Here is a 16,973-nt window from a genome sequence, read left to right on the forward strand (position 1 = left end):
GCACATGACTTTCTCGCTGCTCACGGTCGCCTACTGGTGCGTGCTCGTTGCTTGCGTGTTGCCGTATGCCGCGGCATGGATCGCCAAGGCCGGCAGCTTTGCACCGCGCGACAACCAGCATCCGCGCGAATGGGCCGCGAAGCAGAGCGGCTGGCGCGCTCGCGCCAACAGCGCGCAGGCCAACAGCTTCGAGGGCCTGCCATTCTTCATCGGCGCGGTGATCATCGCGCACCAGCTCGGCGCGGCGCAGGCGCGCCTCGACATGCTCGCGATGGCCTACGTGGTGCTGCGCGTGATCTATCTCGCGCTCTACATCAGGGGCATCGGAAGCCTGCGCAGCGCTGTCTGGGCGCTCGCGTTTCTGGTCAATATCGCGATACTTTTTCTGGCTCGCTGAAGCCTCGGCGAAGGCTTCTCTGCGAGGCCTTCATGCTTACGTGGAAACCCGCACGGGATGACCCCGATGCAGTTGCCTGTTGCGGCCCCTAAGCTCGATTCAGTTTCTTACGAATCACAGAGCCCAGAAGCAACAGTTCAGGCAACAGCTTCAGGCAACAGTTCCAGGCCAGTTTTCATGCTTCATCGCCGTACCCTCATTTCTGCTTCCGCCATCGCCGCCGCAACCATCGCGTTGCCGCGTGTCTTTGCGCAGCAGGCCAAACTGGAGAAGACGAAGATCTCCATCGCGGTGGGTGGCAAGGCGGCGTTCTACTACCTGCCGCTCACCATCTCCGAGCAGCTCGGCTACTTCAAGGCCGAAGGACTCGACGTGGAGATTTCCGATTTCGCCGGCGGCGCGCGCGCGCTGCAGGCAGTGGTGGGCGGATCGGCCGACGTGTGCTCGGGCGCCTACGAGCACACCATCAACCTGCAGGCCAAGAACCAGTTCTTCCAGGCCTTCGTGCTGCAGGGGCGCGCACCACAGATCGCGGTGGGCGTGTCGACCAAGAACATGGCCGGCTACACCGGCATCCAGGATCTCAAGGGGAAGAAGATCGGCGTCTCGGCACCGGGCTCGTCGACCAACATGGTGGCCAACCTCGTTCTGTCGCGCGGCGGGCTCAAGGCCAGCGACGTGAGCTACATCGGCGTGGGCGTGGCGGCCGGCGCGCTCACCGCGCTGCGCTCGGGCCAGATCGACGCCATCAGCAACACCGACCCAGTGATGACGATGCTGGAGCAGAAGGGCGACGTGAAGATCATCAGCGACACGCGCACGCTCAAGGGCACGCAGCAGGTGTTCGGCGGCACGATGCCGGCGGCCTGCCTCTATGCGTCGTCCGACTTCGTCCAGAAGAATCCCAACACCTGCCAGGCGCTGGCGAACGCGATCGTGCATGGGCTCAAGTGGCTGCAGACGGCTGGGCCGGGCGACATCATCAAGACGGTGCCCGAGACCTACCTGCTCGGCGACCGCGCGCTGTACCTGGCTTCTTTCGACAAGGTGCGCGAGTCGATCGCCACCGATGGCCTCGTGCCCACCGACGGCCCCAAGACCGCGCTGAACGCGATCGCGAGCTTCGACACCACCGTGAAGGCCGACAAGATCGACCTCGCCAGGACCTACACCAACGATTTTGCAAGGCGCGCCAAGGACAGGTTCAAAGCCTGACCGCCGCATGTCCCGCGACCCGGCTCAGGCCGGGTTTTTTCTGCCATGTCCGAACACGCACTCGAACTCCTCTCCATCAGCTGCACCTTTCTGTCGAAGGACGATCCTGGCCAGCGCTACACGGCGGTAGCCGACACCACGCTGCGCGTGAAGGCCGGGGAGTTCGTCTCGGTGGTCGGTCCCACGGGCTGCGGCAAGTCGACGCTGCTGAACGTGGGCGCCGGGCTGCTGCAGCCTTCCTCGGGCACGGTGAAGGTCTTCGGCCAGACGCTCTCGGGCATCAACGCGCGCGCGGGCTACATGTTCCAGACCGAAGCGCTGATGCCGTGGCGCAGCGCCATCGACAACGTGATGGTGGGCCTGCAATACCGCGGCGTGCCCGAGGCGCAGGCGCGCGAGCAGGCCGGGGCATGGCTCTCGCGCGTGGGCCTCTCGGGCTTCGGCGACCGATATCCGCACCAGCTCTCCGGCGGCATGCGCAAGCGCGTGGCGCTGGCGCAGACGCTGGTGCTCGACCCCGACATCATCCTCATGGACGAGCCCTTCAGCGCGCTCGACATCCAGACGCGCCAACTCATGGAGAACGAGGTGCTCGAGCTCTGGAGCGCGAAGAAGAAGGCGGTGCTCTTCATCACACACGACCTCGACGAGGCCATCGCGATGAGCGATCGCGTGGTGGTGCTGTCGGCCGGCCCGGCTACACATCCCATCGGCGAATTCGCCATCGATCTTCCGCGTCCGCGCGACGTGGCCGAGGTGCGAACGCAGCCGCGCTTCGTCGAGCTGCACACCCAGATCTGGGAGGTGTTGCGCGACGAGGTGCTCAAGGGCTATGCGCAGCAGCTCAGGAAGGCCGCGTGATGGCACGGCCCGGTCTGAACGAACGCAATGCGCGCTTCTGGCAACTGGCGTTGCTGGCGCTGATCCTGGTGGCGTGGCATGTCGCCTCGCGCAATCAGCAGATCGCCTTCTTCCTCGGCGAGCCTATCCAGGTTGCGGGGCGCATCTGGAGCTGGTTCCTGCCGTTCGAGGTTCCGGCCAACGCACTCTTTCCCGAAGGACTGAAGGGCAACGCCGACATCTACCAGCACCTGGGCACCACGCTGCTGGAGACGGTGCTGGCCTTCGGCATCGGCACCGTGCTCGGGCTGGCCTGCGGGCTGTGGCTGGCGCTCGCGCCCACGGCGAGCCTGATTCTCGATCCGTACATCAAGGCCGCCAACTCGATGCCGCGCGTGATCCTCGCGCCCATCTTCGCGCTGTGGTTCGGGCTGGGCATCTGGAGCAAGGTGGCGCTGGCGGTGACGCTGGTGTTCTTCATCGTGTTCTTCAACGTCTACCAGGGCGTGCGCGAGGTGAGCCCCGTGGTGCTGGCCAACGCGAAGATGCTGGGCGCCAACCAGCGGCAACTGCTGCGCACCGTGTACCTGCCGAGCGCGACCAGCTGGGTGTTCTCCAGCCTGCACACCTCGGTGGGGCTGGCCTTCGTGGGCGCGGTGGTGGGCGAATACCTGGGCTCGGCGCGCGGCGTGGGCTACCTGATCCTGCAGGCCGAGGGCACCTTCGACGTCAACACCGTGTTCGCCGGCATCGTGGTGCTCACGGCCTTCGCGCTGGCGCTGGACGGGATCGTCGGGGTCATCGAAAGGCGCCTGATGAAGTGGCAGCCGAAGACGGGCGAGACCGAGAAGCTCTAGTTCGGCCCCGTGCGATGATCGCGCGCGGCAGCCTCAGGGCGCCGCAACGATTCATGGGGGTAAACGAACAATGAGCCACGACAACAACCACAAGCGGGCCACGACCCTGCGCTCGCGCAGCGAGGCGGCACGGGTCTCCAACGAAGAGCTGTTCTTCGACCTGGTCTACGCCTTCTCCGTCACGCAGCTTTCCCACTACCTGCTCGACCACCTCACGCTGATGGGGGCGCTGCAGACGCTGGTCATGTGGTTCGCCGTGTGGCTGGGCTGGCAGTACACGGCCTGGACCACCAACTGGTTCAACCCTGGCACGCTGCGCATCCGCGGTGTGCTCTTCGCGATCATGCTGCTGGCGATGGTGATGGCCTCGGCGCTGCCAGGCGCCTTCTCCGAGCGCGGGCTGGTGTTCGCGCTGTGCTTCGTGGGCATCCAGGCGGGGCGCACCTTCTGCATGCTGATCGCCATCGGCCCGAACGATCCGCTCACGCCCAACTTCCGCCGCCTGCTGGCCTGGAACTGCGTGGCCGGCGTGTTCTGGATCGCCGGCGGCTTCGCCGAAGGGCAGGCGCGCCTTGCGTTGTGGTTCGGCGGAGTGCTGTGCGAGTACATCGCGCCGATGATCGGCCTGCGCTTTCCGGGCCTGGGCCGTTCGCTGACCAGCGACTGGACCATCGACGGCGGCCACCTCGCCGAGCGCTGCCAGCTCTTCGTGATCGTCGCGCTGGGCGAGTCGGTGCTGGCCACCGGCATCGCCTTCGGGCACCACGTCGAATGGCATGGCGTCGACCTGTTCGCGCTGCTCGTGGGCTTCGCGGGCAGCCTGGCGATGTGGTGGATGTACTTCGACACCAGCGCCAGGGAAGCCACGCACGTCATCGAGCATGCGCAGGACCCGGGCGCCATCGGCGCGAAGTTCCACTACACGCACGTGATCCTGGTGGCCGGCATCATCGTGTGCGCCGTGGCGGACGAGCTGACGATCGGCGAGGGCTCGCACCACGCCGAGCTCAAGTACCTGGGCGCGCTGATCGGCGGCCCGGCGATCTACCTGTTCGGCAATGCGCTCTTCAAGCGCGTGGTGCGCGGCTTCCTGCCGCAGTCGCATCTCTTCGGGCTGGGCTTCCTGGCGGTGCTCGCGGTGTTCGCCTCGCACCTGACGGTGCTGCTGGTGGGAACGCTCACCACCGCCATCATGATCGGGGTCGCCGCGATGGAGGCTATCGTGCGACGCAGGGCACAGCAGGCCGCAAAGGCCCACTGAGCCTCCGTCAGCCTGCTTCTCAGCGCTTCTTCTTGGAGGGCGTGCCGCCGCGCTTCTCGCGCACGACCTGCTGCTTGCTGCTCGCAGGCACCTTGACCACGCTGCCGGCGCCACGCGGGGCTGCAGACTTGGAAGGCGCGCCGCCGCGGCGGGCCGGGGCAGGCGCTGCTGCATGCGAGGTTGCGCGGATGCCGGTGCCGGCGCGGGCAGCCACCGTGGCGCGAACGGGCAGGTACACCACCACGCTGTAGCCGCGCTTGAACGCGTGGTTCGGCTTCACGTCGTTCCACTCGGCCACGCTGGCGGGCTTGAGGTTGTAGCGGCGCGCGATGCTCGCGACGTTGTCGGCGCGTCCAGCCTTCACCGTCGTGCGGCGCGTGACGATCTCGGGCTGGAAGCTCAGGTGGCCGCCATCGGCCACCACCGCCGCCACGTCTTCCTTCACGCGGGCGCCGCGCGGCACGATCAACGTCGAGCCGGCCTTGATGAGCATCCGCGGCGGGATGTTGTTGATGGAGCGCAGGTCGTTCTCGCTCATGCCCGAGCGCTGGGCGGCGTCGGCCACCGTCATGGTGTTGGGCACGACCCAGGCGGTCCAGCTGGCGTACTGGCCTTGCGAGTAGGCGTCGAAGTTGCGCTGGAACACGGCGGCGTTGTCCCAGGGCAGCAGGATCTGCGGCGTGCCGGCGGCGATCAGCACCGGCTTGTGGGCTGCGGGGTTCAACGCGCGGAAGTCTTCGAGCCGCACGTCGGCCAGCTTGGCGGCGAGCTCGACGTCGAGGTCGCGCGTGAGCGTGACGGTCTGGAAGTAGGGGTGGTTGGCGATCAGCGGCAGCTCGGTGTTGAAGGCCTGCGGATTCGCCACGATGTTCTTCACCGCCTGCAGCTTGGGCACGTACATGCGCGTCTCGGCGGGCATGGTGAGGTCGCTGTAGGTGGTGGGCAGGCCCAGGCGCTGGTTCTTGGCGATGGCGCGGCTCACGCTGCCTTCACCCCAGTTGTAGGCGGCCAGCGCGAGCTGCCAGTCGCCGAACATGCCGTAGAGCTTCTGCAGGTAGTCGAGCGCTGCGCGGGTGGAGGCCACCACGTCGCGGCGGTCGTCGCGGAAGATGTTCTGCTTCAGGTCGAAGTCGTTGCCGGTGGCCGGCATGAACTGCCACATGCCCGCGGCGCGGGCGCTGGAGATGGCCTGCGGGTTGAATGCGCTCTCGATGTAGGGCAGCAGCGCCAGCTCGGTCGGCATGTTGCGGCGCTCAAGCTCCTCGACGATGTGGAAGATGTACTTGTTCGAGCGCTCCGTCATGCGCTGGATGTAGTCCGGCCTGCTGGCGTACCACTGCTCGCGGTCGCGCACGAGGTCGTTGTCGAGGTCCGGCATCTTGAAGCCGCGGCGGATGCGGTCCCACATGTCGACTGGCGGTGCGAGCGTGACGACGCTCTGCGAATGGGCCTGGCCGCTGGTCAGCGGGGAGAGCGCGTCGCGCGGATAGACGGGGGCCGCGCTGCCGGCGACCTTGGAGCCGGTGCCGCCGGCACGCGCCGACGAGGAGGGGGAAGAGGAGGAGGAAGAGGTGCTGTTGTCGTTCGTGTTCGCGCAGCCGGCGAGCACCAGTGAACCTGCAAGGCAGGTGGCAGCGATCAGTTTCATCGGAAGTCGTTTTTCCATTGGCGCAGTGCCGCGAACACGTCGGCCTCGGCTGCATCGGCAGCCAGCTCGGCGTGGGCACGCACCGCTCTAAGGACAGTGGCTTCGCGGCTGCGAAGAAAGGGGTTGACCTGGCGTTCGACCGCCAGTTGCGACGGCAGCGTGGGCTGCCCCTTCGCGCGCAGGCTCTCGCAGCGCGCGTTGTAGTGAGTCAGCTCGGCGTTGGCCGGTTCCACCGCCTGCGCGAAACGCAGGTTAGAAAGTGTGTACTCGTGGGCGCAGCACACGCGCGTGTCGCCGGGCAAGGCGGCGAGCGCGTCGAGCGAGGCCAGCATCTGCGAGGGCGTGCCCTCGAAGAGGCGCCCGCAGCCGCCGGAGAAGAGCGTGTCGCCGCAGAAGAGCAGCGGCGCGTCTTCGCGCGAGGCCTGCCCGGCGGGCAGGAAGTAGGCGATGTGCCCGGCTGTATGGCCCGGCACGTCGATGACCTCGAAGCGCAGCCCGAGGGCCTCGGCAATGTCGCCTTGCGCCAGCGGCGCGAAGGGCTCGGGAATGCGCTCGCGCGCGGGGCCCCATACCTTTGCCCCGGTGGCTGCATGCAATGCGGCCACGCCGCCCGTGTGATCGGGATGGTGGTGCGTGACTAGAATCGCGGCCAGCCGCAGCTTGTCGCGCGCCAGCGCGTCGAACACCGGTTGGGCATCGCCCGGATCCACCACGATGGCGTGGGACCCGTCGTGCAGCATCCAGATGTAGTTGTCGGCGAAAGCGGGCAGCGGAACAAGGGTCATGAGCGGTCAAATTATAGGTTTGCAGGATTGGTTCGCGACCCCCCCGGGGCGGTACCTGCTGGCTTGGGAGCAGGCCCAGTTCGATCAGGCGGTGGCCGATGTATTCGGCTATCACGCGCTCCAGCTGGGCGCCGCCGAGGTCGATGGCCTGCGCGCCAACCGCATGCCGCACCGCTGGCTGGCTCTCGACGACCCGGCCCGCGGCGGCAAGGCGACGCTGCTCACGGACTTCGCTGCGTTGCCTTTCGCGGCCAACAGCCTCGACCTGGTGGTGCTGCCGCACGCGCTCGAGCTGAGCCCCGACCCGCACGCCACGCTGCGCGAGGTCGAGCGGGTGCTGGTGCCCGAGGGCCGCGTGGTCATCTGCGGGCTCAACCCGACCAGCCTCTGGGGCATGCGGCAGCGCCGCGCACATGTCTACCGCAGGCTGGGCATCGGCGATCTCTACCTGCCCGAGGGCGGCGAGTTCATCGGCTACTGGCGCATGCGCGACTGGCTGCGCCTGCTGAGCTTCGAGGTGGAGTCGGGCCGCTTCGGCATCTACCGGCCGGCGGTGCGCAGCGAGGCGTGGCTGGAGCGCCTGCGCTGGATGGACTCCGTCGGCGAGCGCTGGTGGCCGATCTTCGGCGCGGCCTACTTCCTGGTCGCGGTGAAGCGGGTGCGCGGCATGCGCCTGCTGAGCGCCGACTGGCGCCGCGCCGGTGCCCGCGCCACGGCGCCGGTGCCCATCGCCGGCAAGGTGCATCGCGACGGGCCCGGCAAGAATTGGAAGAAATGAAGATCGATTGGAATCGAATGAAGAAGAAGGAAACGTCAGCTTGAACGAAGTCGTGATCTATACCGATGGCGCATGCAAGGGTAATCCCGGGCCCGGCGGCTGGGGCGCGTGGCTCAAGTCCGGCACCAGCGAGAAGGACCTGTTCGGCGGCGAACTCAACACCACCAACAACCGCATGGAGCTGACCGCCGTCATCGAAGGCCTGGCCGCGCTCAAGCGGCCCTGCAAGGTGCTGCTCTACCTCGACAGCCAGTACGTGCGCAAGGGCATCACCGAATGGATCCGCGGCTGGAAGGCCAAGGGCTGGGTCACCGCGAGCAAGGAGCCGGTGAAGAACGTCGAGCTCTGGAAGCGGCTCGACGCGCTGGTGAACGAAGGCGGCCACCAGATCGAGTGGCGCTGGGTCAAGGGCCACTCGGGCGATCCGGGCAACGAGCGCGCGGACATGCTGGCCAACAAGGGCGTGGACAAGGCGCTGGGCCGGATCTGACGCCGGGCCCGTTCTCCGGCGGCTAGATCACGCCGTCGAACATCATCACGTCGACTTCCTCGCCGGGCGCTACGCTGCCTTGGTCGTGGCGCAGCACCACGAGCCCGTTGGCCTCCAGCATCGAACTCAGCACGCCCGAACCCTGGTTGGCCGCCACGCACACCTCCGGCAGCGCGCCGGGCACGGCCTTCACGAAACCGCGTTGATATTCGGTGCGGCCCGGCTTCTTTCGGATCGGGCCCGTGCTGCGCGCGCGCAGCAGCGGCGGCGGCGCGGCTGCCGCTTCGTGGCAGCCCATCATGCGCAGCAGCGCAGGCCGCACGAAGGCCAGGAAGGTCACCATCGTTGCCACCGGATTGCCCGGCAGGCCGAACAGCACGGCCGGCGGCTTCGATGCACTTTCCTCCGCGGGAATGAGCCCCACCGCCAGCGGCCGGCCCGGCCGCATCGCCACGCGCCAGAAGGCCATGTCGCCCAGCTGCTGCATCACGGCGCGCGTGTGGTCGGCCGCGCCCGCGCTCACGCCGCCGCTGGTGACGATGGCGTCGGCCTCGCGCGCTGCGCGCCGCAGCGTGGCGGCGAGCGTGGCCGGGTCGTCGCGCACGAGGCCGAGGTCGAGCACCTCGCAGCCCAGCCGCGTGAGCAGGCCGATCACGGTGTAGCGGTTGCTGTCGTACACGGCGCCCTCGCGCGGCGCGTCGCCCAGGCTCAGGATTTCGTCGCCGGTCGAGAAGCAGGCCACCCGCAGCCGCCGCAGCGCGGGTACGCCCGGCAGGCCCAGGCTCGCGACCATGCCCAGCGCGGCGGGCGAAAGGCGCTCGCCCTTGCGCAGCGCGGGCTGGCCCTTCATGAGGTCTTCTCCGGCGAACCGGCGGTTGTCGCCGCGGCGCAGCACCCGGGCGGGGAAGCAGACGCGGTCGCCATCGACCTTGCAGAACTCCTGCGGAATGACGGTGTCGAGGCCCACCGGCATCATCGCGCCGGTCATGATGCGCACCGCATCGCCGGGCCCCAGCGCGCCGCGCCATGCGGCTCCGGCGAGCGCCGTGCCCACCACGCGCAGCGTGATGGATGCGTCGCTGGGCGCCTTGTCGGGCAGCACGGCGCCGTCGAAGGCGTAGCCGTCCATGGCGGAGTTGTCGTGCGGGGGCACGCTGACGGGCGAGACGATGTCCTCGGCCAGCACGCGGCCGAGCGCTTCAGAGAGCGAGACGCTCTCGCGCCCGGTGACGACGGCCGTGGCCGTCAGCTGGGAAAGAAAGGCGTGGACGGCCTCGACGCTCAGGTCGGCGTCGTCATGGCCCGCGAGGGCGGAAGCGAGTTCTGCGATGCGGCTCATCTCATCGGTTTTCGAGGACGTGCAGTTCGGCCAGGGTGTTGGCGTTGAAGAACGCATCGGGCGCGTCGCCGGGCCGGTCGAAGGGCACTTGCACGGTGCGGTGCTGCGCGATCCAGGCGTGGACCTTGCGGCCGCCGGCGGCGGTGTAGCGAAGCAGGCTTTCGCGAAGGCTGGCGCGCAGCAGGCAGAAGACGGGCTGGGGGCGCAGTTCCACCGTGCCGCCGCCATCGGCGGGCTCGGGCGCCACCACCATGGCGATGTCGGCCTGGCTGGCCGCCGCCGCTTCGGCGAGGCGGGCGGCGAGGTCCGGCGGGAAGAGGGGCGTGTCGCAGGGCACCGTCAGCAGCCAGGGCGTGGCGCAGTGCTCCAGCCCGGCCAGGAAGCCCGCCAACGGGCCAGGGTAGTCCGCGAGGCTGTCGGGCCACACCGGCGCGCCGAAGGCTTCGTACTCGGCGAAATTGCGGTTGGCATTGACCATGAGCGTGCCGACCTGCGGCGCCAGCCGGCGCATCGCATGCAGCGCCAGCGGCTCGCCGTTGAAAGGCTGCAGGCCCTTGTCGACACCGCCCATGCGCGAGCCGCGGCCGCCGGCCAGCAGCAGACCCGTGATGTTGGCGGACGCGATGCTGGCGTGCGCGGGCATGGCGGGCGCCTGCCTCATCCGCCGATGTAGCTCATCTCGACGCGGCGCGGGCCCTTGGAGCCGGCGTCGCCGTTGCCGCTGTCGCCATCGGGGCCGCGCAGGGCGCGCAGCTCGGAGTAGCGGTCGGCTCGGCCCTGCCAGATGTGGCCGATGGCCGAAGCGATGTCTTCGTCGCTGGCGTTGCCGCGCAGCAGCGGGCGCAGGTCGTGGCCGGCGCTCGCGAAGAGGCACAGGTACAGCTTGCCTTCGGTGGAGAGACGCGCGCGGCTGCAGTCGTGACAGAAGGCCTGGGTGACGCTGCTGATGACGCCGATCTCGCCGCCGCCGTCGGCATAGGCCCAGCGCTTGGCGGTCTCGCCGGGCGTGGTGGCGCCCAGCGGTACGAGCGGGAATTCGGAATGGATGCGCGTGACGACGTCGGCCGACGGCAGTACCTCGTCCATGCGCCAGCCATTGGTGGCGCCAACGTCCATGTACTCGATGAAGCGCAGCACCACCTTGCCGGCGTGATGGGTACGGAAGTAGCGCGCCATCGGCAGGATCTCCTGCTCGTTGGTGCCGCGCTTGACCACCATGTTGACCTTGACGGGGCCCAGGCCCGCGGCCAGCGCCGCGTCGATGCCCGCGAGCACGTCGGCCACCGGGAAGTCGACATCGTTCATCTGGCGGAACACCGCGTCGTCGAGGCTGTCCAGGCTCACGGTCACGCGCTGCAGGCCGGCGGCGCGCAGGCCGGCGGCCTTGCGCGCGAGCAGAGAGCCGTTGGTGGTGAGCGTCAGCGCCAGCGGCTCGCCCGCGGACGTGCGGATCTCGGCGAGCTGCTCCACCAGGCCCTCGATGTTCTTTCGCAGCAGCGGCTCGCCGCCGGTCAGCCGGATCTTGCGCGTGCCGTGCGCGGCAAAGAGGCGGGCCAGCCGGGTGATTTCCTCGAAGCTCAGCAGGGCGCTATGCGGCAGGTACTTGTAGTCCTTGTCGAACACGTCCTTGGGCATGCAGTAGCTGCAGCGGAAGTTGCAGCGGTCGGTCACGCTGATGCGCAGGTCGGTCAGGGGCCGGCCCAGCCGGTCGAGCAGCATGCCGGTGGCGGGCACGGCGACCTCCGGCACGGCCACCGCGGGGCGTGCTCGGCCGATGCTGGAGATCGGAATGACGGTGCTGCTGCTGTTCTTCATGGCTTCACGGGGCGGGTCCTGATTTTGCGCCAGGCCCCAAGGGCCTGCGGAACACAGGCTACTTGATCACGGCCGCATAAATCATGTCCCGGGTCAATGTTCTGTAATGTGTCCTGAATTTCGGCGACTGCAGCATCAGCACCACGAACATCTCGTTCTTCGGGTCGACCCACATGTAGGTGCCGCCCGCGCCGCCCCAGTTGTATTCACCGCCCGCCGAGGGGTAGGGCGCCTCGCCGTCGTTGCGGCGCACCGCGAAGCCCAGGCCGAAGCCGTAACCCGGGCCCGGCAGGTAGAGCGGGCCGGGCACGATGCCGGCGCCCGCGTTGGAGTGGTCGGCGGTCATCAGGGCGATGGTGCGCGGGCCGAGATAGCGCCTGCCGTCGAGCGAGCCGCCATTGATCAGCATCTGCAGGAAGCGGGCGTAGTCGTTCGCGGTCGACACCAGCCCGCCGCCGCCCGATTCGTACTTGCGCACGATACGCGGATCGTTGAATTCGGCGCCCACGCCGAAGCTGCGGTCGTTGGGCAGCGGCTCGGCGATGCGTGACTGGCGGGCCGGCTCGGGCACGTAATAGGTGGTGTCCTTCATGCCCAGCGGATCGAATAGCCGGGCCTTCTCGAACTGGTAGAGAGACTGGCCCGAGACCACCTCGATCACCCGGCCGAGGATGTCGGTCGACTGGCTGTAGTCCCAGGTCGTGCCCGGCTGGTAGGCCAGCGGCAGCTTCGCCAGGCGCTGGGAGAACTCGGCCAGCGTGGGGTCGCCGGCGCCCAGGTTGGCGGCGTTGTAGGCCTGCTTCACGAGGCCAGGGCCGAAGAAACCGTAGGTCAGGCCTGAGGTGTGGCGCATCAGGTCGTGCACGGTGATGGGGCGGCGCGCGGGCACGGTCTCGAGCACCGGCTTGCCGTCGGCGCCGGGCTTCTCGACACCCACCGTCATGTTCGCGAATTCGGGCAGGTAGGTTGAGATCGGGTCGTCGAGCTTCAGGCGGCCGTCCTCCACCAGCATCATCGCGGCCACCGTGGTGATGGGCTTGCTCATCGAATAGATGCGGAAGATGCCGTCGCGCGGCATCGGCGTGCCGGCGGCGCTGTCGAGCTTGCCGACCGGCTCGAACCACGCCACCTTGCCCTGGCGGGCCACCAGCAGCACAGCGCCCGGGATCTTGCCGGCCGCCACGTCGGCCTTGAGGACGTTGCCGAGCATCTGCAGGCGCTCGGTCGAGAGGCCGACCTGCTCGGGCGTGGCCGTGGGCAGTTGCTGCGCCGCCGCAAGCAGGGGAAGGGCCAGGCCCAGGCCGAGCACTGCGGCGCGCAGCTTGCGCTTCAGGAATTTCATGGTGTCGTCTCCGTCTTGTTGTGGTGGATGAAAAAACGAAAACCGTGCGCGGCGGTCCCGGAGCCGCCCGTGCCTGACCAGCCCGGCGCTATCCGCGGCAGAGCTTCAGGTTCGTGCGCGTGGCGCGGACCACGGGCAGGTAGATGTCGGCGTCGGCCGGTGGGTAGTTTTCCTTGATGCCGTCGTCGGTGCGGGCGGCGTCCTCGGCCAGCGGCTGCAGCGTCTTGAGGCAGGCGGCGCGGTCGTCGAGCTTGTACTGCGTGAGCGCGAGGTCGTTGCGCAGCCAGGCCTTGGTGATCCAGTCGAGTGTCCTGTCGCAGTCCGAGAGAACGGGCGCGAGGGTGGTCTGCGCGGCGGCGTAGTCCTTGGCGTCGTACTGCCGCTTGAAGGTTTTGCGCGTGCTGCTCACGGCCTTGTCGGTGCAGGAGGGGGCAGGGCGGATGTAGGTGCCTTCGAAGACGGCGCGCATGCCGCAGTAGCTGCGGCACTCGTCCGAGCCATTGGTGGTGACCTGCAGCTTGTCGGCATTGGCCGCGAAGTTCACCACGCATCCCGTGTCGTCGAGCTTGGCCTTGCCGCGCGCGATGGTGCCGTCGAGCGCGCAGGTGTGGGCGTTGGCGCCGATGGTGGTGATGTCGAAGTGGCCGTTGGGCTTGATGCGCAGCGAGCCGCTGCCGCCCTCGTAGATGTAGTCGCCGGCGGGCGGCGTGGCGCCGTTCTGCGCGGCGGCGAGGCCGCAGCCAAGGAGCAATGCGAGGGGAAGAAGGATGGATCGTGCGAGCTTCATCGTTGGAGATCTCCCGGAAAACATGCCGTAGGGCAGTGTATCGATCGTTGCCGAAAGCTTCCCGGATTGGCGGGTTTGCGTCATTCGAGGTCTCTATGTCTTGACATGGACAATGAGAATTCCTATCATTTGAGTGCCCGAGTACGCACACGTCGACAACGCAAAGGGCTCTTTCAACCAAGGAGCTTCCCGACCGTGCCGTACACCCTGCCAGCCTTGTCCTATGCCTTCGACGCGCTCGAACCCCACATCGACGCGCTGACGATGGAAATCCACCACGGCAAGCACCACCAGACCTATGTGAACAACCTCAACGCGGCGTTAAAAGACACGCCGCACGAGGGAACGCCGGTCGAAGAGCTCATCGCCGGTGTCGAGCAATTGCCCGAAGCGCTGCGCGCGCCGGTGCGCAACAACGGCGGCGGGCACGCCAACCACACCCTGTTCTGGACCGTGATGGCGCCCGTCGGCCAGGGCGGCGGTGGGGTACCCACCGGAGCGCTTGCCAAGGCCATCGACGCCGACCTGGGCGGCTTCGATGCCTTCAAGGACGCATTCACCAAGGCCGCCCTCACGCGCTTCGGCAGCGGCTGGGCATGGCTCTGCGTCGGTGTCGGCGGCAAGCTCGCGGTGGAAAGCAGCGGCAACCAGGACAGCCCGCTGATGCGCGGCATCGGTTCGGGCAACACGCCGATCCTCGGGCTCGACGTGTGGGAGCACGCCTACTACCTCAAGTACCAGAACCGCCGCCCCGAGTACATCGCGGCCTTCTACAACGTCGTGAACTGGGCCGAAGTGGCCCGGCGCCACGCTGCCGCCACCGGCGGTTGAGGAGCAACCCATGAACGAGCCGCGACAGGGCGCCATCGCGCAAGGCAGGCAGTCGAGGCCCGCCAGACCGATGCGCGAACGGATCGGCTTCGCCATCGTCGCGGCCGGCGTGCTGATCGGCGCCTTGCAGTTCTGGCAGTTCGTGCGATCCGGCCCGCTGGTGTGGAACGCCTTGCTCGGCGGCTCGGTCGCGGCGCTGGCGACCGCGCTCGGCACGCTGCCGGTGCTGTTCTCGCAGAAGCTGCCCGAGCGGCTGCAGGACACCCTCTTCGGTTTCGGCGCCGGCGTGATGCTGGCGGCCAGCGCCTTCTCGCTGATCATCCCGGGCCTGGAGGCCGCGAAGAACGCGGGCACCTTCGGCGGCGGAAGCTGGGCGGCGGGCGGGGTGATCGGCTGCGCCATCCTGCTGGGCGGCATCGCGCTGATGCTGATGGACCGCGTGCTGCCGCACGAGCATTTCATCAAGGGCCGCGAAGGCAATGCCGCCAAGCAGCTGCGCCGCACCTGGCTCTTCGTCTTCGCGATCGCGCTGCACAACGTGCCCGAGGGCCTGGCCATCGGCGTGGGATACGCGGCCAACAACGGGCTGCGCGCCGATGCGCTGGCCACCGGTATCGCGATCCAGGACGTGCCCGAGGGGCTGGTCGTCGCGGTGGCGTTGCTGGCCGCGGGCTACAGCCGTGGGTTCGCCGTGCTGATCGGCATGCTCTCCGGGATGGTCGAGCCGCTGGGTGCCGTGCTGGGCGCGGCCGTGGTCGGCCAGTCGGCGATGCTTCTGCCCTGGGGGCTGGGCTTCGCGGCGGGCGCGATGCTCTTCGTGATCAGCCACGAGATCATTCCCGAGTCGCACCGCAAGGGGCACGAAGCCTTCGCCACCAGCGGGCTGATGATCGGGTTCGTGCTCATGATGCTGCTCGACACAGCGCTAGGCTGACGCACCCGCCCGCGCGGCGCGCCAACCAAGGCCCTCAGCCGTGCTTGACGGCGACGGTCTTCAGGGTGGTGAATCCGTACAGCGCCTCGAAGCCCTTCTCGCGGCCATAGCCCGACGACTTCACGCCGCCAAAGGGCAGTTCGACGCCGCCGCCGGCGCCGTAGTTGTTGATGAACACCTGGCCGCTCTTCACACGCTTGGCCATGCGGAACTGGCGCGCGCCGTCGGCCGTCCATACGCCGGCGACCAGGCCGAAATGCGTTGCGTTGGCCAGTGCGACAGCCTCGTCCTCGTCGGCGAACTGCATCGCCGCCAGCACCGGGCCGAACACTTCTTCCTGTGCGAGACGGTGGTTCACCGGCACGTCGCGCAGCAGGGTGGGGGCCTGGTAGAAGCCGGTTTCGGGCGCTTCCTCGACCACGATGCCCTGCGACACCATCGGGATGCCGGCGTGCTGCGCGTCGCTCAGGAAGTCCCACACGCGCTGCTGCTGCGTCTGGCGGATCAGCGGGCCCACGTCGAGGTCCATGGCCGCTGGGCCGACGCGCAGCGCCTCGAAGGCGTGGCCCAGGCGCTCCAGTAGCGGCTCGTAGATGTCGCGCTGGATCAGCACCCGCGAGCCCGCCGAGCAGGTCTGGCCGGCGTTCTGCACGATGGCGTTGATCACCACCGGAATGGCCGCGTCCAGATCGGCGTCCGCGAAGATGATCTGCGGGCTCTTGCCGCCCAGCTCCAGCGTGACCGGGCAATGCCGCTCGGCCGCCACCTGCTGGATCAGCGTGCCGATCTTCGGGCTGCCGGTGAAGCTGATGTGGTCGATGCCCGCGTGCCGTGCGAGCGCGTCGCCCACCTCGTGGCCGTAGCCCGTCACGATGTTGAGCGCGCCGGCCGGAAAGCCGACCTCGGCCGCCAGCTGCGCCACGCGGATCAGCGAGAGGCAGGCGTCTTCCGCCGGCTTCACCACGCACACATTGCCCGCCGCCAGTGCGCCGCCCACGCTGCGCCCGAAGATCTGCATCGGGTAGTTCCAGGGAATGATGTGGCCCGTTACGCCGTGCGGCTCGCGCCAGGTGAAGACGCTGTAGCCGTCCTGGTAGGGAATGGTCTCGCCGTGCAGCTTGTCGCAGGCGCCGGCATAGAACTCGAAGTAGCGCACCAGCGCCACCGCGTCGGCGCGTGCCTGCTTGACGGGCTTGCCGCAGTCGCGCTGCTCGATCAGCGCGAGCTCGTCGACGTGCTCGGCGATCTTCTGCGAGAGCTTGAAGAGCAGGCGGCCGCGGTCGGCGGCGCTGACCTTGTGCCAAACGCCATCGAAGCAGTCGCGCGCGGCGCGCACGGCGGAGTCGATGTCGGCGGCATTGCTGCGCTGGATTTCGTCGAAGGGCTGGCCGTCGGAGGGGTCGATGACCGGCAGGGTGCGGCCGGAGGAGGACGGGACGTCCGCGTTGGCGATGTAGTTGAGCTGCATGGGGCTGGATTTTGCGCGGAAGCAGCTATGCCTTAATCAAAGGCGCTGGCCGAACTCCCAAGCCGGCTCGCGAGAGCATTCCACGGAAATGCATTCTTTTGTGTTAACTCTGGAGAGGCGGCGAAAGAGAAACTAGAAAGTTGTGCCAAAAATTCATGCCGCAAAAATGCCGCAGCCGCGATAGAG

Annotated in this window: 17 protein-coding genes; 9 read left to right on the forward strand and 8 right to left on the reverse strand. The window is 68.2% G+C overall.

From position 1 onward, the window contains the following. The first annotated feature begins 4 nt into the window (after positions 1-4). The 5 genes from ABL843_RS13655 to ABL843_RS13675 all read left to right on the forward strand — a co-directional run bounded on the left by ABL843_RS13655 (position 5) and on the right by ABL843_RS13675 (position 4,570). Positions 5-397, forward strand: a complete 393-nt coding sequence (locus ABL843_RS13655; RefSeq protein ID WP_418120201.1) for an MAPEG family protein — start codon at positions 5-7, stop codon at positions 395-397. Positions 398-574: 177 nt separating this feature from the next. Then, entirely contained in the window at positions 575-1,612 is a 1,038-nt protein-coding gene (locus ABL843_RS13660) for an ABC transporter substrate-binding protein (protein WP_126019066.1), read from the forward strand. 45 nt (positions 1,613-1,657) lie between these two features. After that, positions 1,658-2,473: an ABC transporter ATP-binding protein gene (locus ABL843_RS13665; protein ID WP_184638440.1), complete on the forward strand. Its 816-nt coding sequence runs from the start codon at positions 1,658-1,660 to the stop codon at positions 2,471-2,473. Continuing rightward, complete coding sequence (locus tag ABL843_RS13670) at positions 2,473-3,309, forward strand: ABC transporter permease (RefSeq protein ID WP_019653029.1); 837 nt, start codon at positions 2,473-2,475, stop codon at positions 3,307-3,309. Before ABL843_RS13665 ends, ABL843_RS13670 begins: the two co-directional genes overlap by 1 nt. A 70-nt stretch (positions 3,310-3,379) precedes the next feature. Next, complete coding sequence (locus tag ABL843_RS13675; protein WP_418120202.1) at positions 3,380-4,570, forward strand: low temperature requirement protein A; 1,191 nt, start codon at positions 3,380-3,382, stop codon at positions 4,568-4,570. Between the two features lie 19 nt (positions 4,571-4,589). On the opposite strand, the gene ABL843_RS13680 is transcribed toward ABL843_RS13675, so the two are convergent. Together ABL843_RS13680 and gloB are read right to left on the reverse strand one after the other, a co-directional pair. After that, positions 4,590-6,218 (reverse strand): transglycosylase SLT domain-containing protein, encoded by a 1,629-nt coding sequence (locus tag ABL843_RS13680; RefSeq protein ID WP_126019075.1) that lies wholly within the window; start codon positions 6,216-6,218, stop codon positions 4,590-4,592. Then, positions 6,215-7,003, reverse strand: a complete 789-nt coding sequence (gene gloB, locus ABL843_RS13685) for a hydroxyacylglutathione hydrolase (RefSeq protein ID WP_369658351.1) — start codon at positions 7,001-7,003, stop codon at positions 6,215-6,217. Before gloB ends, ABL843_RS13680 begins: the two co-directional genes overlap by 4 nt. Before the next feature lie 19 nt (positions 7,004-7,022). Between gloB and ABL843_RS13690 the strand changes: the two genes are divergently transcribed. Further along, entirely contained in the window at positions 7,023-7,781 is a 759-nt protein-coding gene (locus ABL843_RS13690; RefSeq protein WP_369662450.1) for a class I SAM-dependent methyltransferase, read from the forward strand. A gap of 40 nt (positions 7,782-7,821) precedes the next feature. Continuing rightward, the gene (rnhA, locus tag ABL843_RS13695) at positions 7,822-8,271 is read left to right on the forward strand and encodes a ribonuclease HI (protein WP_126019079.1); all 450 of its coding nucleotides are present in this window, start codon (positions 7,822-7,824) and stop codon (positions 8,269-8,271) included. A gap of 22 nt (positions 8,272-8,293) precedes the next feature. On the opposite strand, the gene glp is transcribed toward rnhA, so the two are convergent. From glp to ABL843_RS13720, 5 genes are all read right to left on the reverse strand, one after another. Further along, positions 8,294-9,610 (reverse strand): gephyrin-like molybdotransferase Glp, encoded by a 1,317-nt coding sequence (glp, locus tag ABL843_RS13700; RefSeq protein WP_418120203.1) that lies wholly within the window; start codon positions 9,608-9,610, stop codon positions 8,294-8,296. A 1-nt stretch (position 9,611) separates the two neighbouring features. Then, positions 9,612-10,253 carry a molybdenum cofactor guanylyltransferase MobA gene (mobA, locus tag ABL843_RS13705; RefSeq protein WP_418120204.1) on the reverse strand — a complete coding sequence of 214 codons (642 nt, stop codon included), beginning with the start codon at positions 10,251-10,253 and terminating at the stop codon, positions 9,612-9,614. Positions 10,254-10,267: 14 nt separating this feature from the next. Continuing rightward, entirely contained in the window at positions 10,268-11,425 is a 1,158-nt protein-coding gene (moaA, locus tag ABL843_RS13710) for a GTP 3',8-cyclase MoaA (protein WP_369658349.1), read from the reverse strand. A gap of 58 nt (positions 11,426-11,483) precedes the next feature. Then, positions 11,484-12,767 (reverse strand): serine hydrolase domain-containing protein, encoded by a 1,284-nt coding sequence (locus ABL843_RS13715; protein WP_418120205.1) that lies wholly within the window; start codon positions 12,765-12,767, stop codon positions 11,484-11,486. 88 nt (positions 12,768-12,855) lie between these two features. Beyond that, positions 12,856-13,554: a hypothetical protein gene (locus tag ABL843_RS13720; RefSeq protein ID WP_418120206.1), complete on the reverse strand. Its 699-nt coding sequence runs from the start codon at positions 13,552-13,554 to the stop codon at positions 12,856-12,858. A 195-nt stretch (positions 13,555-13,749) separates the two neighbouring features. Here ABL843_RS13720 and ABL843_RS13725 point away from each other — a divergent pair, with 195 nt between their 5' ends. Continuing rightward, a complete protein-coding gene (locus ABL843_RS13725) occupies positions 13,750-14,385 on the forward strand; it encodes a superoxide dismutase (protein ID WP_126019091.1) in 636 nt (211 codons plus the stop codon). 70 nt (positions 14,386-14,455) lie between these two features. Continuing rightward, the gene (locus ABL843_RS13730; protein ID WP_418120468.1) at positions 14,456-15,319 is read left to right on the forward strand and encodes a ZIP family metal transporter; all 864 of its coding nucleotides are present in this window, start codon (positions 14,456-14,458) and stop codon (positions 15,317-15,319) included. Between the two features lie 34 nt (positions 15,320-15,353). Here ABL843_RS13730 and ABL843_RS13735 read toward each other — a convergent pair whose 3' ends face one another. Beyond that, a complete protein-coding gene (locus ABL843_RS13735; protein WP_418120207.1) occupies positions 15,354-16,787 on the reverse strand; it encodes an aldehyde dehydrogenase family protein in 1,434 nt (477 codons plus the stop codon). Positions 16,788-16,973 lie beyond the last annotated feature (186 nt).

The organism is Variovorax sp. 350MFTsu5.1, assembly GCF_048302515.1.
GTDB classification, from domain to species: Bacteria; Pseudomonadota; Gammaproteobacteria; order Burkholderiales; family Burkholderiaceae_C; genus Variovorax; species Variovorax guangxiensis.